Source organism: Sphingomonas sp. GW821-FHT10F09 (genome assembly GCF_058809195.1).
Genome location: NZ_JBXASI010000001.1, coordinates 149125 through 164325 on the forward strand (window position 1 = coordinate 149125; position 15201 = coordinate 164325).

The following is a 15201-nucleotide window of genomic DNA, read 5'->3' on the forward strand; positions in this document are numbered from 1 at the left end:
GACGATGCGGGTAGTGGCACGGCCCGGACCTTACCCCCGGCGCCCGCCCGCAACCCATCCGCCACCGCAGTGTTTACCCTCCATCACCGTAATCAACGGCAGGACAGACAGCATGAAGATCGGATTGATCGGCCTCGGCCGCATGGGTGGCAATATCGCGCGCCGCCTGATGAACGCGGGGCATGAGATCGTCGCCTATGACCGCAGCGCCGACGCCGTGCAGGCGCTGGCCAAGGACGGGGCGGAGGCGGCCAATTCGCTCGACGACATGCGCGGCAAGCTCGGCAGCCCGGCGATCTGGTGGGTGATGCTGCCCGCCGGCGGCCCGACCGAGGACACGATTGCCGCAATCGGCGAAGGCGCCCGGGACGGCGACATCGTCATCGACGGCGGCAACACCTTCTACAAGGACGATATCCGGCGGTCGAAGCTGCTGGCCGAGAAGGGCGTGCATTACGTCGACGTCGGCACCTCGGGCGGGGTCTGGGGGCTGGAGCGTGGTTATTGCATGATGATCGGCGGCGACGTCGAGACGGTGAACCTGCTCGATCCGATCTTCGACGCGCTGGCGCCGGGCATGGGCGATATCGTCCGCACCCCGGGGCGCATCGCCGACGCGGTCGATCCGCGCGCGGAAAAGGGCTATATCCACGCCGGGCCGCCGGGCGCGGGCCATTTCGTCAAGATGATCCACAACGGCATCGAATATGGCCTGATGCAGGCCTATGCCGAGGGCTTCGACATCCTGAAGTCGAAGAACAGCGACAAATTGCCCGAGGATGAACGCTTCGACCTCAACATGACCGACATCGCCGAAGTGTGGCGGCGCGGCTCGGTGATTTCGTCATGGCTGCTCGATCTGACCGCGATCGCGCTGGCGAAGGACGAGAAGCTCGACGGCTTCTCGGGCAGCGTCGCCGATTCCGGTGAGGGCCAGTGGACGATCGACGCGGCGATGGAGGAAAAGGTGCCGGCAAACGTGCTCACCGCCTCGCTGTTCGCGCGCTACCGCAGCCGCGTTGAGCATACCTATGGCGACAAGGTGCTGTCGGCGATGCGCTTCGGCTTCGGCGGGCATGTCGAGATGCCCCAGTGAGTGCAGGTGCGGACGGCATCCGGCTGGTCGTATCCGATATCGACGGCACGCTCGTCAACAAGCAGAAGAAATTGACCCCCGCGACCGCCGATGCCGTGCTGCGGCTGGAGCGGGCGGGGATCGGCTTCACCGTCATCAGCGCGCGGCCGATGTCGGGGATCATGCCGATCGCCGAGACGCTGGCGATCGATGCGCCGATGGCGGCGTTCAACGGCGGCATCATCTTTCGCCGCGACGGCAGCATCGCCGAGCATCACGTCATCGCGGGCGACGTCGTGCGCGGCGTGATGGCGATCGCGACGGATGCGCCGGTCGATATCTGGGTGTTCGCCGACGACCGCTGGTATGCCTCTACCGAGGTCGGCCATCACGTCGACAGCGAGCGGGTGTCGTCCAACCAGGCGCCGGTGATCGTCAAGGATTTCAGCGATCTCTACGACCGCGCCGACAAGGTGACGTTCGTCAGCGACGACCATGCGATGCTCGCCGATCTGGCGGAGCGCTGCAAGGCGGCGCATGGCGCGGACGCGACGATCGCGCAAAGCCAGGTCTATTATCTCGACGTCACCGCGCTCGCCGCAAACAAGGGCGACGGGCTGGCGGCGCTGGCGAGGGCCTTCGACCAGCCGCTGGCGGCGGTGGCGGTGATGGGCGACCAGTATAACGATGTGCCGATGCTGGAACGCGCTGGGCTTGCGATCGCGATGGGCAACGCGCCCGACCCGGTGAAAGCGATTGCGCACCAGGTCACCACCGGCAATGACGTGGACGGCGTCGCGCACGCGATCGAAACGATCATCTTCCCGCGCATTGCGGCAAGCACTGGAGCACCTGCATGAAAGACCTGATTGCCTTCGACCTCGACGGAACGCTGGCCGAGAGCAAGCAGCCTTTGCAGGAACCGATGGGCGAGGCGCTGGCCGACCTGCTCGGTGTCGCGCATGTCGCGGTGATCTCCGGCGGCGACTGGCCGCAGTTCCAGAAGCAGGTCGCCAGCCGCTTGCCGGCGCGCGCCGATCTGTCGAAACTGTGGCTTATGCCGACCACCGGCACCAAGCTGTACGTGCACCGGAATGGCGAATGGACCGCGGTCTATGCCGAACTCTTCGACGATGCGACCAAGGCGAAGATCCTGAAGGCGTTCGACGAATCGCTCGAGGCGACCGGGTTCAAGCCGGAAGAGACTTGGGGCGAGCGGATCGAGGATCGCGGCAGCCAGATCACCTTCTCCGCACTGGGCCAGGAAGCGCCGGTGAAGGAAAAAGAGCATTGGGACCCCAAGTTCGAGAAGCGCAAGGTGATCCAGGCCGATTTGAAGCAGCGCCTGCCGGGGCTGTCGATCAACATGGGCGGCGCGACCTCGATCGACATCACCCAGGAGGGTGTGGACAAGGCCTATGGCCTCAAGAAGCTCCGCGACGAAAGCGGCATCGCGCTCGACAGGATGATGTTCATCGGCGACGCGATCTTCCCCGGCGGCAACGACTATCCGGCGAAGGAACTGGGTCTGGACACGGTGCGCGTGCGCGATCCGGAAGAGACGATCTCGGTGATCACGGCGATCGTCGCCTGCCAGAAATAAGGCTGGTGAGTAGGTCCCGGATTTCGCCGGGGCATCGATAGGAAAAAGGGGCGCCCGTTCGAACGGGCGCCCCTTTCTCGTTGTTCCGGCCCCGCAGAGCCGGGTCGTCGGCCCTCGCCGGGGCGAGGCTGGCCGACAGCGCGGATGCGCTTGCGCGCACCGGCTCCCGGCGCCGCAGTTTTAGGCGCTATAGTACATGTCGTATTCGACCGGGCTGGGGGTCATTTCCCAGCGTGCGACTTCGGCCCACTTCACTTCGACATAGGCCTCGATCTGGTCCTTCGAGAAGACGTCGCCCTTGAGCAGGAAGTCGTGGTCGGCGGTGAGGCTTTCCAGCGCCTCGCGGAGCGAACCGCAGACGGTCGGGACCTGGGCGAGCTCTGCCGGCGGCAGGTCGTACAGGTTCTTGTCCATCGCCTCGCCGGGATGGATCTTGTTCTGGATGCCGTCGAGGCCCGCCATCATCAGCGCCGCATAGGCGAGATAGGGGTTGGCCATCGCGTCGGGGAAGCGGATCTCGACGCGCTTCGCCTTCGGGCCGGTGCCGTAGGGGATGCGGCACGAGGCCGAGCGGTTGCGCGCCGAATAGGCGAGCAGCACCGGCGCTTCGTAGCCCGGCACCAGCCGCTTGTAGCTGTTGGTGGTCGGGTTGGTGAAGGCGTTGATCGCCTTGGCGTGCTTGATGACGCCGCCGATGAAGTACAGGCACATCTCGCTGAGGCCGGCATAGCCTTCGCCCGCGAACAGCGGGGTCTTGCCGTTCCAGATCGAGAAGTGGGTGTGCATGCCCGAGCCGTTATCTTCCTTGATCGGCTTGGGCATGAAGGTCGCCGACTTGCCATAGGCATGCGCGACCTGATGCACGACGTACTTGTAGATCTGCATGCGGTCGGCGGTGGTGGTCAGCGTGCCGAAGGTCATGCCGAGTTCGTGCTGCGCCGCGGCGACCTCATGATGGTGCTTGTCGCAGGGCAGGCCCATTTCGAGCATGGTCGAAACCATCTCGCCGCGGATGTCGACCGCGGAATCGACCGGCGCGACCGGGAAATAGCCGCCCTTGGCGCGCGGACGGTGGCCGAGGTTGCCGCCCTCATACTCGCGACCGGTGTTGGTCGGCAGCTCGATATCGTCGATCTTGAAGTAGGATTCGGCGTAGTTCGTGTCGAACTGCACGTTGTCGAACATGAAGAATTCGGCTTCCGGGCCGACGTAGACGGTGTCGCCGATGCCGGTGGTCTTCAGATACGCCTCGGCGCGCTTCGCGGTCGAGCGCGGATCGCGGGCGTAGAGTTCGCCGGTCGAGGGTTCGACGACGTCGCAGAACACGATCAGCATCGGGGTGGCCGAGAACGGATCGGTATAGACCGCGTCCAGATCGGGTTTGAGCACCATGTCCGATTCGTTGATCGCCTTCCAGCCCTCGATCGACGAACCGTCGAACATCAGGCCGTCGGTGAACTCATCCTCGCCCATGATCGAGGCGACCATGGTCAGGTGCTGCCACTTGCCCTTGGGGTCGGTGAAGCGCAGATCGACCCATTCGATCTCTTCTTCCTTGATCTTGCTCAGAATGTCGTTGGCAGTCGCAGCCATGGAAAAGCCCCTTGCTCTGGTACGATGTGCCGGCCGTGGCCGGGAAGGATGTTGCGTCGCGGCGGCGTATTCACATGGAATGTTGCGCCGCGTCAAATGACGATACTGTCAAACGGACGTCAGATCGCCGCCTCGTCGCGTTCGCCGGTGCGGATGCGGAGCGCGGTTTCGACCGGGATGACGAAGATCTTGCCGTCGCCGATCCGGCCGGTCTGCGCGGCGGCGGCGATCGCCTCGACGACGCGGTCGGCGAGGGCGTCGTCGACGACGACCTCCAGCTTCACCTTGGGCAGGAAATCGACGACATATTCGGCGCCGCGGTACAGTTCGGTATGGCCCTTCTGCCGGCCGAAGCCCTTGGCTTCGGTCACGGTGATGCCGCTGACGCCGATCTCGTGGAGCGCTTCCTTCACCTCATCGAGCTTGAACGGCTTGATGATGGCTTCGACCTTTTTCACCGGAATACGCCCCTTTACGAAACCCTCGCCCCATGCGGGCATCCTGCACCAAATGTGCCAGTCCGCGCGGCTCGGGACAATGCGGATTCGGACGGATTTGCTGCCCTCCAAACGGGCAATGCCGGCCGCGCTGCCCGCTGGTTGGGCAGATGCTAGAGAATGGTGTGGATCCGCTCGGTCGGTCGGGCGAGGACGACGCCCTTCGCGGTTTCGACCAGCGGCCGTTCGATGAGGATCGGGGCGGCTGCCATGGCGGCGAGCACGGCGGCGTCGTCGGCGTCGCGCAGCGCCTGCGCGGCCGGCTCGGCCCGGCGCAGGCCGTCACGCGGAGCGATGCCGGCGCGGGCGTAAAGGCGCGCCAGCTCGGCCGCGGCAGGCGGATCGCGGAGATAGTCGATGATCGTAACGTCGTCGCCCGCCTCGGCGAGCAGCGCGAGCGCGGCGCGCGACTTGGAGCAGCGCGGGTTGTGGTAGATCGTGGCTTTCACTTGCCCGCTCCTGTCGAAAGAGGGGACCGCCGGGTCAGGGGGGCGGCACCGGGGTGGGATCGTCCTGCCGTCCACATCTCACCCACCCTCACCCTTCCGCCGTGCTTTGCACGGCTCCCTCCCTCTCCCAGGGGAGAGGGAATTATCCCTGCTTCGCCAGCCATTCCTCCAGCCATTTGATCGTATACTGGCCTTCCTGGAATTCGGGATCGTCGAGCAGCGCCTGATGGAGCGGGATCGTCGTCGTCGGGCCCTCGATCACGAACTCCTCCAGCGCGCGGCGGAGGCGGCGGAGCGCGCCCTGTCGGGTGGTGCCGTAGACGATCAGCTTGGCGATCATGCTGTCGTAATAGGGCGGGACCTTATAGCCCGCATACAGCCCGCTATCGACGCGGACGTGCATGCCGCCGGGGGCGTGGAACTGCTTCACGAGGCCGGGCGAGGGCGCGAAGGTACGCGGGTCCTCGGCATTGATCCGGCATTCGATCGCATGGCCGCGGAACTGCACGTCCTCCTGCCGCAGCGTCAGCGGATGCCCCTCGGCAATGCGGATCTGTTCGCGGACGAGGTCGAGCCCGGTAATCATCTCCGTCACCGGATGTTCGACCTGCAGCCGGGTGTTCATTTCGATGAAGTAGAATTCGCCGTCTTCCCACAGGAATTCGATCGTGCCGGCGCCGCGATAGCCCATGTCGGCCATCGCGCGGGCGCAGATGCCGCCGATCCGCTCGCGATCCTCCTGGCCCAGCACGGGGGAGGGGGCTTCCTCCAGCACCTTCTGGTGGCGGCGTTGCAGCGAGCAATCGCGTTCGCCCAGATGGATCGCATTGCCGTTGCCGTCGCCGAACACCTGGATCTCGATGTGGCGCGGATTGCCGAGATATTTTTCGAGATAGACGGTCGCATCGCCGAACGCGGCCTTCGCCTCGCTGCCGGCCTGCTGCATCAGCGTTTCCAACTCGTCCTCGGACGTGCAGACCTTCATGCCGCGCCCGCCGCCGCCCGACGCCGCCTTGATGATGACGGGATAGCCGGCCTTCGCCGCGATCGCCTTCGCCTCGGCGAGGTCGCTGATCGCACCGTCGGAGCCGGGGACGAGCGGCAGGCCGAGCGCACCAGCAGTGCGCTTCGCCTCGATCTTGTCGCCCATCGTGCGGATATGTTCGGGCTTGGGGCCGACGAACAGCAGGTTGTGCAGCTCGACGATCTCCGCGAAGCGCGCATTCTCGCTGAGGAAGCCGTAGCCGGGATGGATCGCGTCGGCGCCGCTGATCTCGGCGGCCGAGATGATGTTGGGGATGTTGAGATAGCTGTCGGTCGCCGCCGGCGGCCCGATGCAGATCGCCTCGTCGGCGAGGCGGACGTGCATCGCATCGGCGTCGGCGGTGGAATGCACCGCGACCGTCTTGATGCCCATCTCATGACAGGCGCGATGGATGCGCAGCGCGATCTCGCCGCGGTTGGCGATCAGCAGCTTCTTGATTTGCCGCAACGGTCTTACTCGACCACCACGAGCGGCTGGTCGAATTCGACCGGCTGGCCGTTTTCGATCAGCACCTGGCGTACGACGCCGGCGGACGGCGCGGTGATCGGGTTCATGACCTTCATCGCCTCGACGATCAGCAGCGTATCGCCGGCGGCGACGGTCTGACCGACCGCGATGAAGGGCTTCGCGCCGGGTTCGGCGGACAGATAGGCGGTGCCGACCATCGGCGATTTCACCGCATTGGCGGTGCTGACCGTCGGCGCCATCGCGCCGGTTTCGGCGGCGACCGGGGCGGCGGCTGCGACGGGGGCGGAGGCCATCGGCTGTGGCGCGGCATAGACGGGCGCCTGCTGCGCGGCCTTGCGGGCGACACGGATCTTGCGGTCGCCTTCCTCCACCTCGATTTCGGTGAGGTGGGTGGCGTCGAGCAATTCGGCGAGCTGGCGCACGAGGTTTACGTCAACCTGCATGGCGCCTGAGTTGGTCTGGTCGGTCATGGGGGAGCCTCCTGTCAGAAGCGCGCCGCCGCTTCAAGCGCAAGGGTGTAGGAGAGCGCACCGAAGCCGGCGATGGTTCCCTTCGCCGCGCGCCCGACGTAGCTGATATGGCGGAAGTCTTCGCGGGTATGGGGGTTGGAGAGATGCACCTCGATCACCGGCGTGCGGATGCCCTTGATCGCATCGTGCACCGCGATCGAGCTGTGGGTGAAGGCGCCGGCGTTGAGGATCACCGCCTTCGCCCCGCGCGCCTGCGCCTCGTGCAGCCAGTCGACCAGATGCCCTTCGTGGTTGGACTGGCGCATGTCGATCTCCAGATCGAGTTCGCGGGCGCGATCCTCGAGCTGGCCGGCGATGTCATCGAGCGTGTCGCTGCCGTAGATATCGGGCTCGCGGGTGCCGAGCAGGTTGAGGTTCGGGCCGTTGAGGACGTAGATCGTGTCGGTCATGGTCGCGGCTTATCGTTGTTTTGCGGGGCGCGCAAAGCGGGGTGTTTTCACGCGAAGACGCGAAGAAGATCGGTTCACGCGGAGACGCGGAGAAGAAGAGGGCGGTAGACTCGCGCGTAGCGGTTTCATCATCGCGCGTGATGACGGTCAGTCTGCTGACGCGGGCGAGACAGTCTCCGCGTCTCCGCGTCTCCGCGTGAAACCACCTTCTTTCTTTTTGCGGCTTGGCGCCTTCGCGTGAATCGGCCGTCGCGAGGTGGACACCCGGGATCAGGTGCCTAGATGGGGCGCTCAAGGAGTTTAAGCGTCATGCCGCATAGCGACGGAACCGTATCGATCACCGTGAACGGCGCACACAAGCGCGTGCATGCGGGAATGAGCCTTGCCGATCTGGCGACCGAACTCGGGCTGGTGCCGGAGAAGGTCGCGGTCGAGCGCAATCTGGAGATCGTGCCGCGCTCGACGCTCGCGGACGTGTGCGTCGAGGATGGCGACGACCTGGAGATCGTGACGTTCGTGGGCGGCGGCGACCATGTCGCGCCGATCATCGACGATAGCTGGACCGTGGCGGGAAAGACGTTCCGGTCGCGGCTGATCGTCGGCACGGGCAAGTACAAGGATTTCGCGCAGAACGCCGCGGCGCTGGAGGCTTCCGGTGCGGAGATCGTCACCGTGGCGGTGCGGCGGGTCAATATCTCGGACCGCAACCAGCCGCTGCTGATGGACTATATCGATCCGAGAAAAGTGACCTATCTGCCCAATACCGCGGGCTGTTTCGATGCGGAGAGCGCGATCCGCACGCTGCGGCTGGCGCGCGAGGCGGGCGGCTGGGACCTCGTCAAGCTCGAGGTGCTAGGCGAGGCCAAGACGCTGTACCCCGACATGCACGAGACGCTGCGGGCGACCGAGGTGCTGGCCAACGAGGGCTTCAAGCCGATGGTCTATTGCGTCGACGATCCGATCGCGGCGAAGCGCCTGGAGAATGCGGGGGCGGTGGCGATCATGCCGCTGGGCGCGCCGATCGGATCGGGGCTGGGCATCCAGAACCGCATCACCATCCGCTTGATCGTCGAGGGCGCGGGCGTGCCGGTGCTGGTCGACGCGGGCGTCGGCACCGCATCGGACGCGGCGGTGGCGATGGAGCTGGGCTGCGACGGCGTGCTGATGAACACCGCGATCGCCGAGGCGAAGGACCCGGTGATGATGGCGGCGGCGATGCGCAGCGCGGTTGAGGCGGGACGACTGGCCTATCGTGCCGGTCGGATGGGGCAGCGGCGCTATGCCGATCCGTCGAGCCCGCTGGCGGGACTGATCTGAGCAAGCAACGTGGCGAAAGGTTCCGGCCCGAACCAAGAAAATGATTGGGCCGACTTAACATATTTGTCACGGAACCGGTCCGAGTTGAACCCGTTATTCTTGCGTTAGATCAAGCGGCCCGGCTGGCGGGACGCACTATTCGCAGGAGGTCCTGATGGGCGAGTTCACCGACAAGGTCAAAGGCACCGTCAACGAAGCCATCGGCAACGTCAAGGAAGCCGTCGGCAAGCACACCGACAACGACAAGCTGGTCGCCGAAGGCGAAGCGCAGCAGGTCGAAGGCAAGGGTGAAAAGGTCAAGGGCAGCGTCAAGGGCGCACTCGGCGACAACATCTGACCTGACGGTCCGGTAAGCGTTTCGAAAGGCCGTCCCGTCCGGGGCGGCCTTTCATCGTAACAGGGGAATAGAGTGATGAAGAAGACGATGATCGCGCTGGGCCTCGGCGCCATGGCCGTGTCGCTGGCCGCCTGCGGTGGCAAGGGCGACGACAAGCTCGGCAGCCAGGTCGAGGCCGCCGCGGACAACCGCGCCGACGCGCTGGAAGCCGCCGCCGACAATCTGGAGGATCGCGCCGAGGCGGTCCGCGCCAATGGCGAACGCCAGAACGAGGCGATCGACGACGCCGACGTCAACGCCGCGGCGATGAGCGACGAGCAGAAGGCCGCGCTCATCAACGGGTCCGCCAAGCTGCGCTGAGCCGTTATACGCCGTCCCTCGCCACCCTGCGGTGGCGGGGGGCCGGCTATCGCGCCAGCGCGGCGAGCGTCGTGCCGGCGGTGATGACCTCGATATCCGTCCTGAGGTGCAGCAGGCGCACGCCGCGCCGCTCCTGTGCCCGATGCAGCGCCGGGGCGAAATCCTCCGTCCGCTCGACCGTCTCTGCCCAGCAGCCATAGGCGCGTGCGAGGGCGGCGAAGTCGGGGTTCGACAGACCGGTCGCCGAGACGCGGCCGGGGAAGGCGCGCTCCTGATGCATGCGGATCGTGCCATAGCCGTTGTTGTCGATCACCAGCACCAGCAGGTCGGCGTCATGCTGGACCGCGGTGGCGAGCTCCTGCCCGTTCATCAGAAAGCAGCCGTCGCCGGCGAGCGCGACGACCTGCCGCTCCGGATGGCGCAGCGCGGCGGCGACCGCGGCGGGCAGGCCATAGCCCATCGCCCCGGCAGTCGGCGCGAGCTGCGTCCCCGGCGCGGCATACGGCCAGTAGCGATGCCACCAGCCGCTGTAATTGCCCGCGCCGTTGCAGATGATCGTATCGGCGGGCAGCGCCGCGCGCATCGCCGCGACGCACGGGCCGAGGTCCATCGTCACGCCGTCGCGCGGGGCGGGGGTGGACCAGGCAAGCCAGTCGGCATGCGCCTCCGCGCCGCCGGCGCGGGGCGGACCGTCGATCGCGGCGATCGCCTCGGCGAAATCGGCCATGCCGGCGCAGATCGCGAGATCGGTACGATAGGTCTGGCCGAGTTCGTTCGCGTCGGGGTGGACGTGGACCAGCCGCTGGCCGGGGTGATCGGGAGTAATGAGCGTATAGCCGTCGGTCGTCGCCTCGCCGAGCCGCGGGCCGGCGACGATCAGCAGATCGGCGGCCCTGATCCGCTCGACCAGCTTCGGATTGGGGCCATAGCCGAGATTGCCGGCATAGCTGGGACAGGCATTGGGAATCGCATCCTGCCGGCGGAAGGCGGCGACGACGGGCACGCCGGTGCGGTCGGCCCATGCGGCGAAATCCTGCGCCGCGAGATTGTCCCAGCCCGCCCCGCCGACGATCGCGACCGGGCGTTCGGCGGTGGCGAGCAGATCGGCGAAATGGTCCAGCGCGGCCTCGTCGCAGCCCTGTGGCAGGCGCTCGACGCGCGGGCGGTCGATCGCGGCGACGGTATCGAGCAGCATGTCCTCGGGCAGCGCGAGCACGACCGGGCCGGGGCGCCCGTTCATCGCGACGGCATAGGCGCGGGCGACATATTCGGGGATGCGCGCGGCGTCGTCGATCCGCGCCGCCCATTTGGCGAGCGGCGCGAACATCGCCTGGAAATCGACCTCCTGAAACGCCTCGCGGTCGCGGGTGGCGCGGTCGACGTCGCCGATGAACAGGATCAGCGGCTGCGAATCCTGCCGCGCGACATGGACGCCGATCGCGGCATTGGTTGCGCCCGGCCCGCGGGTGACGAAGGCGACGCCGGGCCGGTGGGTCAGCGTGCCGTCGGCGCAGGCCATGAACGCCGCGCCGCCTTCCTGCCGGCACGTCACCGTCTGGATCCGGGGCGTGTCGTGCAGCGCATCGAGCACGGCGAGGAAGCTTTCGCCGGGGACGGTGAAGATGCGCTCGCACCTCTGCGCGAGCAGCTGGTCGACCAGGATGCGGCCGCCGGTACGGATCGGGTTTTCCATCCGCGGACTATCGCCGTCCGGCCAGCCCCTGTCGAGCGCCGTCAGACGCGGGCGCGAGGACCGAAGTCGAACCAGCCGGGACGGTTGCCGGCGGGATAGGCCGGGCGCGCGGCGCGGGCGGCGGCGGGGCGGCCGGTGACGCGCTCGGTCAGCGTCGGGGCGGGCGCGGCGACGGGCACGGCCTCCGCGGCCCGGGCAAGGCGCGCATTCTCGCGTTCCAGTTCGGCGATCCGGCGGTTGGCGTCGGCGAGGCTCGAATCGTTCTGCTTGCGATAGCCGGCATGCGCCTCGCGCTCGGTGGCGTAGCGCGTCTTCCACTTGCGGCCGCCGCTGTGGCTGGCGAGGCCGAGGAACCAGCCGGCGACGAGGCACAAGGCGAGCGCGGCGAATTGCGTGGTGGTGGTGAACAGCATCGTGAGGCCTTCCCTGTTACGGGAGCATAACGAGGTGCGGGCGGCTTGGTTCACTCGGGCGGAAAAGCGTCGCCGTTCCGCCCGCGTGCACCGTGGCGTCGGGTCAGAAGGCGTCGCTGATCGAACAGGCGGCGGGGCCGAGGATGACGATGAACAGCGTCGGCAGGATGAACAGGATCAGCGGGATGGTCATGATCGCCGGCAGGCGCGCCGCCTTTTCCTCGGCGCGCATCATCCGTTCGTTGCGGAATTCGGCGGAGAGCACGCGGAGCGCCGAGGCGAGCGGCGTGCCGTATTTCTCGGTCTGCACCATCGTCGTCACCACGCCCTTGATCGCGTCGAGGTCGACGCGGGTGGCGAGATTCTCGAACGCCTGGCGCCGTTCGGTGAGGAAGCCCAGCTCGATCGCGGTCAGGGTGAATTCGTCGCCCAGCTCGGGATAGGCGCGGCCGAGTTCCTTGGCGACGCGGTGGAAGGCGGCGTCTACGGTGAGGCCCGCCTCCGCGCAGATCACCAGCAGGTCGAGCGCATCGGGCAGACCCTTGCGGATCGCGTCGCTGCGCTTGGTGATCTTGTTCTTGAGGTAGATGTCGGGCGCCTTGTACGACAGGATGAAGGTCACCGCGACGAGGCCGTAGCGCTTCAGCGGGGTCCAGGCGGCGAAGGTGTCGGTGCCGTAGACGACGAACAACATGATGCCGCCGAACACGATCGGCAGCGCCAGCCGGCCGAAGATGACCGCGACCGCCCAGTCCTTCGAGCGGATGCCGGCGCGCATCAGCTTGACCTGCGCCTCCTTGACCTGGCTGTCCTGCAGCACCTGCAACGACGACAGGACGCTGCGCATCCGGTCGGTGGTGTCGTTGCGCTGGACCAGCTTGGCGCGGCGCTTGGTGGAGGCGGTGATGCCCGCCTTCAGCTGTTCGCGTCGGTCGTTGAGCGCTTTCACCCGCTTGGTCATCGGGTCGCTGACCGTGGTCGCGGCATAGATGGCGACGATCACGGCGAAGGCGGCGACGCCCGACAGGATCGTCGCGACCCAGAGTACGTCGATGCCCATCAGCGTCGGTCCGGAAGCCTGCATGTCGCTACCCAGTTCTTTCCGTTAGATTTCGAAGCTGACCATCTTGGCCATGATGAAGACGCCGATACCCATCCACAGCAGCCCGCCGATGCCGGCGATGATGAGCCGCGGTTCGACGAAGAACCCCTGCATGTAGGTGGCGTTGATCATCCAGATCATCGCGAACACGATGAAGGGCAGCGAGCCGACGATATAGGCGGACGCCTTGGATTCGGACGACATCGCCTTGATCTTCAGCTTCATCTGGCCGCGCTGGCGCAGCACGGTGGCGAGGTTGGCGAGCGTTTCGGCAAGGTTGCCGCCGGTTTCGCGCTGGATCGCGATGGTGATGACGAAGAACTGGAATTCGGGCGTGCCGAGCCGGTCCGCGGTATCCTGCAACGCCGCATCCATCGACTTGCCGATCTTCATCTTGTCGGACACCATGCGAAACTCCTCGCCGACCGGCCCGTCCACCTCGTTGCCGATGACGCCGATCGTCTCGGTGACGGGCAGGCCCGAGCGCAGGCCGCGGACGAGCAGTTCGATCGCATCGGGAAACTTGGCGGTGAACTTCGCGATCCGGCGCTTGATGAAGAAGCCGACCAGCCAGTGCGGCAGGCCGGCCCCGACCGCGAGGCCGAACAGCAGCGCGAGCAGGATCGGCGCGCCCTTCAGCCACAGCAGCGCGGCGACGACGACGATCAGCCCGGCGCTGACCATGCCATATTGACCCACGGTCCAGTCCCGGCCGGTCATCGCGAGCCGCTTGGCGAGCTGGGCCGGGTTGGGCAGCAGGCGGCCGAAGGCGACGTCGGTCTTGGTCTGGGCGCGGCCGGCGGTGATCTTGCGCATCTGCGCCTCGGCCACGGTGGCGCTGTCGCCGTGGCGTTCGCGCAGCGCTGCGATCCGCCGGTTCTGCGCACGCTGCGGCGACGGGCCGGCGAAGGCGAACACCACCATGCCCAGCGCCACCATGGCGCCGAGCGCCATCATCAGGAGGGAAAACAGATCCATCGCGGTGCGTCCGGCCTCCGGTCGATCAGGCTGCCCGGACCGCGGACGGGCCGGGACAGCGGAAATGGGCGTGCATCACTTCTTCGCGCGCCGGGGCAGCAGCGAGGAGAAGCCGCCGATCAGCGACTTGCCCTTCGCGCCCGCGGCCTTGTCCTTGCCGCCCGCGACCAGTTCCTCGCCGGCGCTGAGCACGTGGCGGGTGAGGTCGACGATCGGCGCGACGGTCTTCGAGGTCTTGCCCGCCTCGGCGAGCGGCTTGCCGAGCTTGGCGGCCTGCGCCGCCAGTTTCTGGTCGAACGGCACCAGGAAATCGAGCTTGCGCTCGATCGAGCCCTCGAAATCCTTGCGGCTGATCTCGAGCTGGCCGGTGGCGTGGACGCGATTGGCGACGAGCGTGACGTGCGTCTGCGGGGCGTTGGTCTTCAGCCAGGACAGGATGCGGATCGTGTCGCGCGCCGAGGCAAGCGTCAGTTCGGTCACCACCACCGCGGCCTGGATATCGCTTATGAGGTGCGGATGCTGGACCAGCATTCCGCGCGGCAGGTCGACCACCGTCGCCTCGAACGCGGCGCGCATCTCTTCCTGCAACTGGAAGAAGGCGGTGCCGTCGGTCATCAGCGGCGCGTTGATCGGCGCTTCGGCGGAGAGCACGGCGAGATTCTCGGTCGCCTTGACCATCGCGCGCTCGATAAACAGGCCGTCGATGCGGCTGGGGTTCTCGATCGCGTCGGTGAGGCCGCGGCCGGGTTCGAGGTCGAGCGTCAGCGCGCCGGTGCCGAAATGGACGTCGAGGTCGAGCAGCGCGGTCGAGCGCTTTTCCTTCTCGCTGGTCAGCCAGGCGAGCGAGGTGGCGATCGTCGACGCGCCGACGCCGCCGCGCGTGCCGATCACCGCGATCGCGCAATGCGGGCGGTCGACGCTGATCTCCGCGACCTTGGGCGCGTTGAGCATGGTCTGCGCGTGCACGAACGCCTCGCGCATCGCGTCGGGATGCAGCGGCTTGAGCAGGTAATCCTGGATGCCGCTGGCGATCAGGTCGCGGTACAGGCGGACGTCGTTCACCTGACCCGCGGCGATCACCACCGTGCCGGGTTCGCAGACTTCGGCGAGGGCATTGATGTCGTTCAGGGGATCGCCCGATTCGGCGAGGTCGACGAACAGGATCTGCGGGCTGGCCGACACCGAGAGCGACTGGACGGCGTTGCGCAGCCCGCCCTTGTGGACCTTGTCGACCGACCAGCCGAGTTCGGCGGCGAGCGGGCGCAGCGTCTCGACCGTCGTGTCGTCGCAGACATAGGCGGCGAACGGTTCGCGCTGGCCGATGCCGATGGGCTTCCACGGTGCGTTCATGG

The 15201-nt window shown here is 66.9% G+C and carries 17 protein-coding genes; 6 read left to right on the forward strand and 11 right to left on the reverse strand.

The genetic code is table 11. The features are described from left to right. Positions 1-112 precede the first annotated feature (112 nt). The 3 genes from gnd to AC1RTO_RS00625 are packed head-to-tail and all read left to right on the forward strand — an operon-like array spanning position 113 to position 2678. Positions 113-1096 carry a phosphogluconate dehydrogenase (NAD(+)-dependent, decarboxylating) gene (gene gnd / locus AC1RTO_RS00615; protein WP_493159047.1) on the forward strand — a complete coding sequence of 328 codons (984 nt, stop codon included), beginning with the start codon at positions 113-115 and terminating at the stop codon, positions 1094-1096. After that, positions 1093-1935 carry a Cof-type HAD-IIB family hydrolase gene (locus AC1RTO_RS00620; protein WP_493159048.1) on the forward strand — a complete coding sequence of 281 codons (843 nt, stop codon included), beginning with the start codon at positions 1093-1095 and terminating at the stop codon, positions 1933-1935. The genes gnd and AC1RTO_RS00620 overlap by 4 nt, the downstream gene beginning before the upstream one ends. Beyond that, positions 1932-2678, forward strand: a complete 747-nt coding sequence (locus tag AC1RTO_RS00625) for an HAD-IIB family hydrolase (protein ID WP_493159049.1) — start codon at positions 1932-1934, stop codon at positions 2676-2678. Before AC1RTO_RS00620 ends, AC1RTO_RS00625 begins: the two co-directional genes overlap by 4 nt. A 180-nt stretch (positions 2679-2858) precedes the next feature. On the opposite strand, the gene glnA is transcribed toward AC1RTO_RS00625, so the two are convergent. The 6 genes from glnA to aroQ all read right to left on the reverse strand — a co-directional run bounded on the left by glnA (position 2859) and on the right by aroQ (position 7649). Continuing rightward, entirely contained in the window at positions 2859-4271 is a 1413-nt protein-coding gene (gene glnA / locus AC1RTO_RS00630) for a type I glutamate--ammonia ligase (protein WP_493159050.1), read from the reverse strand. A 119-nt stretch (positions 4272-4390) separates the two neighbouring features. Then, a complete protein-coding gene (locus tag AC1RTO_RS00635; RefSeq protein WP_293875361.1) occupies positions 4391-4729 on the reverse strand; it encodes a P-II family nitrogen regulator in 339 nt (112 codons plus the stop codon). Positions 4730-4881: 152 nt separating this feature from the next. Further along, positions 4882-5217 (reverse strand): ArsC/Spx/MgsR family protein, encoded by a 336-nt coding sequence (locus AC1RTO_RS00640; protein WP_493159051.1) that lies wholly within the window; start codon positions 5215-5217, stop codon positions 4882-4884. A gap of 142 nt (positions 5218-5359) precedes the next feature. Beyond that, complete coding sequence (gene accC / locus AC1RTO_RS00645) at positions 5360-6709, reverse strand: acetyl-CoA carboxylase biotin carboxylase subunit (protein WP_493159052.1); 1350 nt, start codon at positions 6707-6709, stop codon at positions 5360-5362. Positions 6710-6714: 5 nt separating this feature from the next. After that, positions 6715-7200, reverse strand: coding sequence for an acetyl-CoA carboxylase biotin carboxyl carrier protein (gene accB, locus AC1RTO_RS00650; RefSeq protein ID WP_493159053.1), 486 nt, complete (start codon positions 7198-7200; stop codon positions 6715-6717). Positions 7201-7214: 14 nt separating this feature from the next. Next, positions 7215-7649, reverse strand: coding sequence for a type II 3-dehydroquinate dehydratase (gene aroQ / locus AC1RTO_RS00655; RefSeq protein WP_493159054.1), 435 nt, complete (start codon positions 7647-7649; stop codon positions 7215-7217). Between the two features lie 309 nt (positions 7650-7958). On the opposite strand from aroQ, the gene thiS reads away from it, so the two are divergent. From thiS to AC1RTO_RS00670, 3 genes are all read left to right on the forward strand, one after another. After that, the gene (thiS, locus tag AC1RTO_RS00660) at positions 7959-8966 is read left to right on the forward strand and encodes a sulfur carrier protein ThiS (RefSeq protein ID WP_493159055.1); all 1008 of its coding nucleotides are present in this window, start codon (positions 7959-7961) and stop codon (positions 8964-8966) included. A gap of 154 nt (positions 8967-9120) precedes the next feature. Continuing rightward, positions 9121-9303 (forward strand): CsbD family protein, encoded by a 183-nt coding sequence (locus AC1RTO_RS00665; RefSeq protein WP_493159056.1) that lies wholly within the window; start codon positions 9121-9123, stop codon positions 9301-9303. A gap of 75 nt (positions 9304-9378) precedes the next feature. Then, positions 9379-9663 (forward strand): hypothetical protein, encoded by a 285-nt coding sequence (locus tag AC1RTO_RS00670; protein ID WP_493159057.1) that lies wholly within the window; start codon positions 9379-9381, stop codon positions 9661-9663. Between the two features lie 46 nt (positions 9664-9709). Here AC1RTO_RS00670 and AC1RTO_RS00675 read toward each other — a convergent pair whose 3' ends face one another. From AC1RTO_RS00675 to AC1RTO_RS00695, 5 genes are all read right to left on the reverse strand, one after another. Then, the gene (locus AC1RTO_RS00675; RefSeq protein ID WP_493159058.1) at positions 9710-11356 is read right to left on the reverse strand and encodes a thiamine pyrophosphate-binding protein; all 1647 of its coding nucleotides are present in this window, start codon (positions 11354-11356) and stop codon (positions 9710-9712) included. Between the two features lie 41 nt (positions 11357-11397). After that, the gene (locus AC1RTO_RS00680; RefSeq protein WP_493159059.1) at positions 11398-11769 is read right to left on the reverse strand and encodes a hypothetical protein; all 372 of its coding nucleotides are present in this window, start codon (positions 11767-11769) and stop codon (positions 11398-11400) included. Between the two features lie 103 nt (positions 11770-11872). After that, positions 11873-12853: a type II secretion system F family protein gene (locus AC1RTO_RS00685; protein ID WP_293875381.1), complete on the reverse strand. Its 981-nt coding sequence runs from the start codon at positions 12851-12853 to the stop codon at positions 11873-11875. 21 nt (positions 12854-12874) lie between these two features. Beyond that, a complete protein-coding gene (locus AC1RTO_RS00690; RefSeq protein WP_493159060.1) occupies positions 12875-13849 on the reverse strand; it encodes a type II secretion system F family protein in 975 nt (324 codons plus the stop codon). Between the two features lie 75 nt (positions 13850-13924). Then, positions 13925-15199: a CpaE/TadZ family protein gene (locus tag AC1RTO_RS00695; RefSeq protein ID WP_493159061.1), complete on the reverse strand. Its 1275-nt coding sequence runs from the start codon at positions 15197-15199 to the stop codon at positions 13925-13927. Positions 15200-15201: the final 2 nt, after the last annotated feature.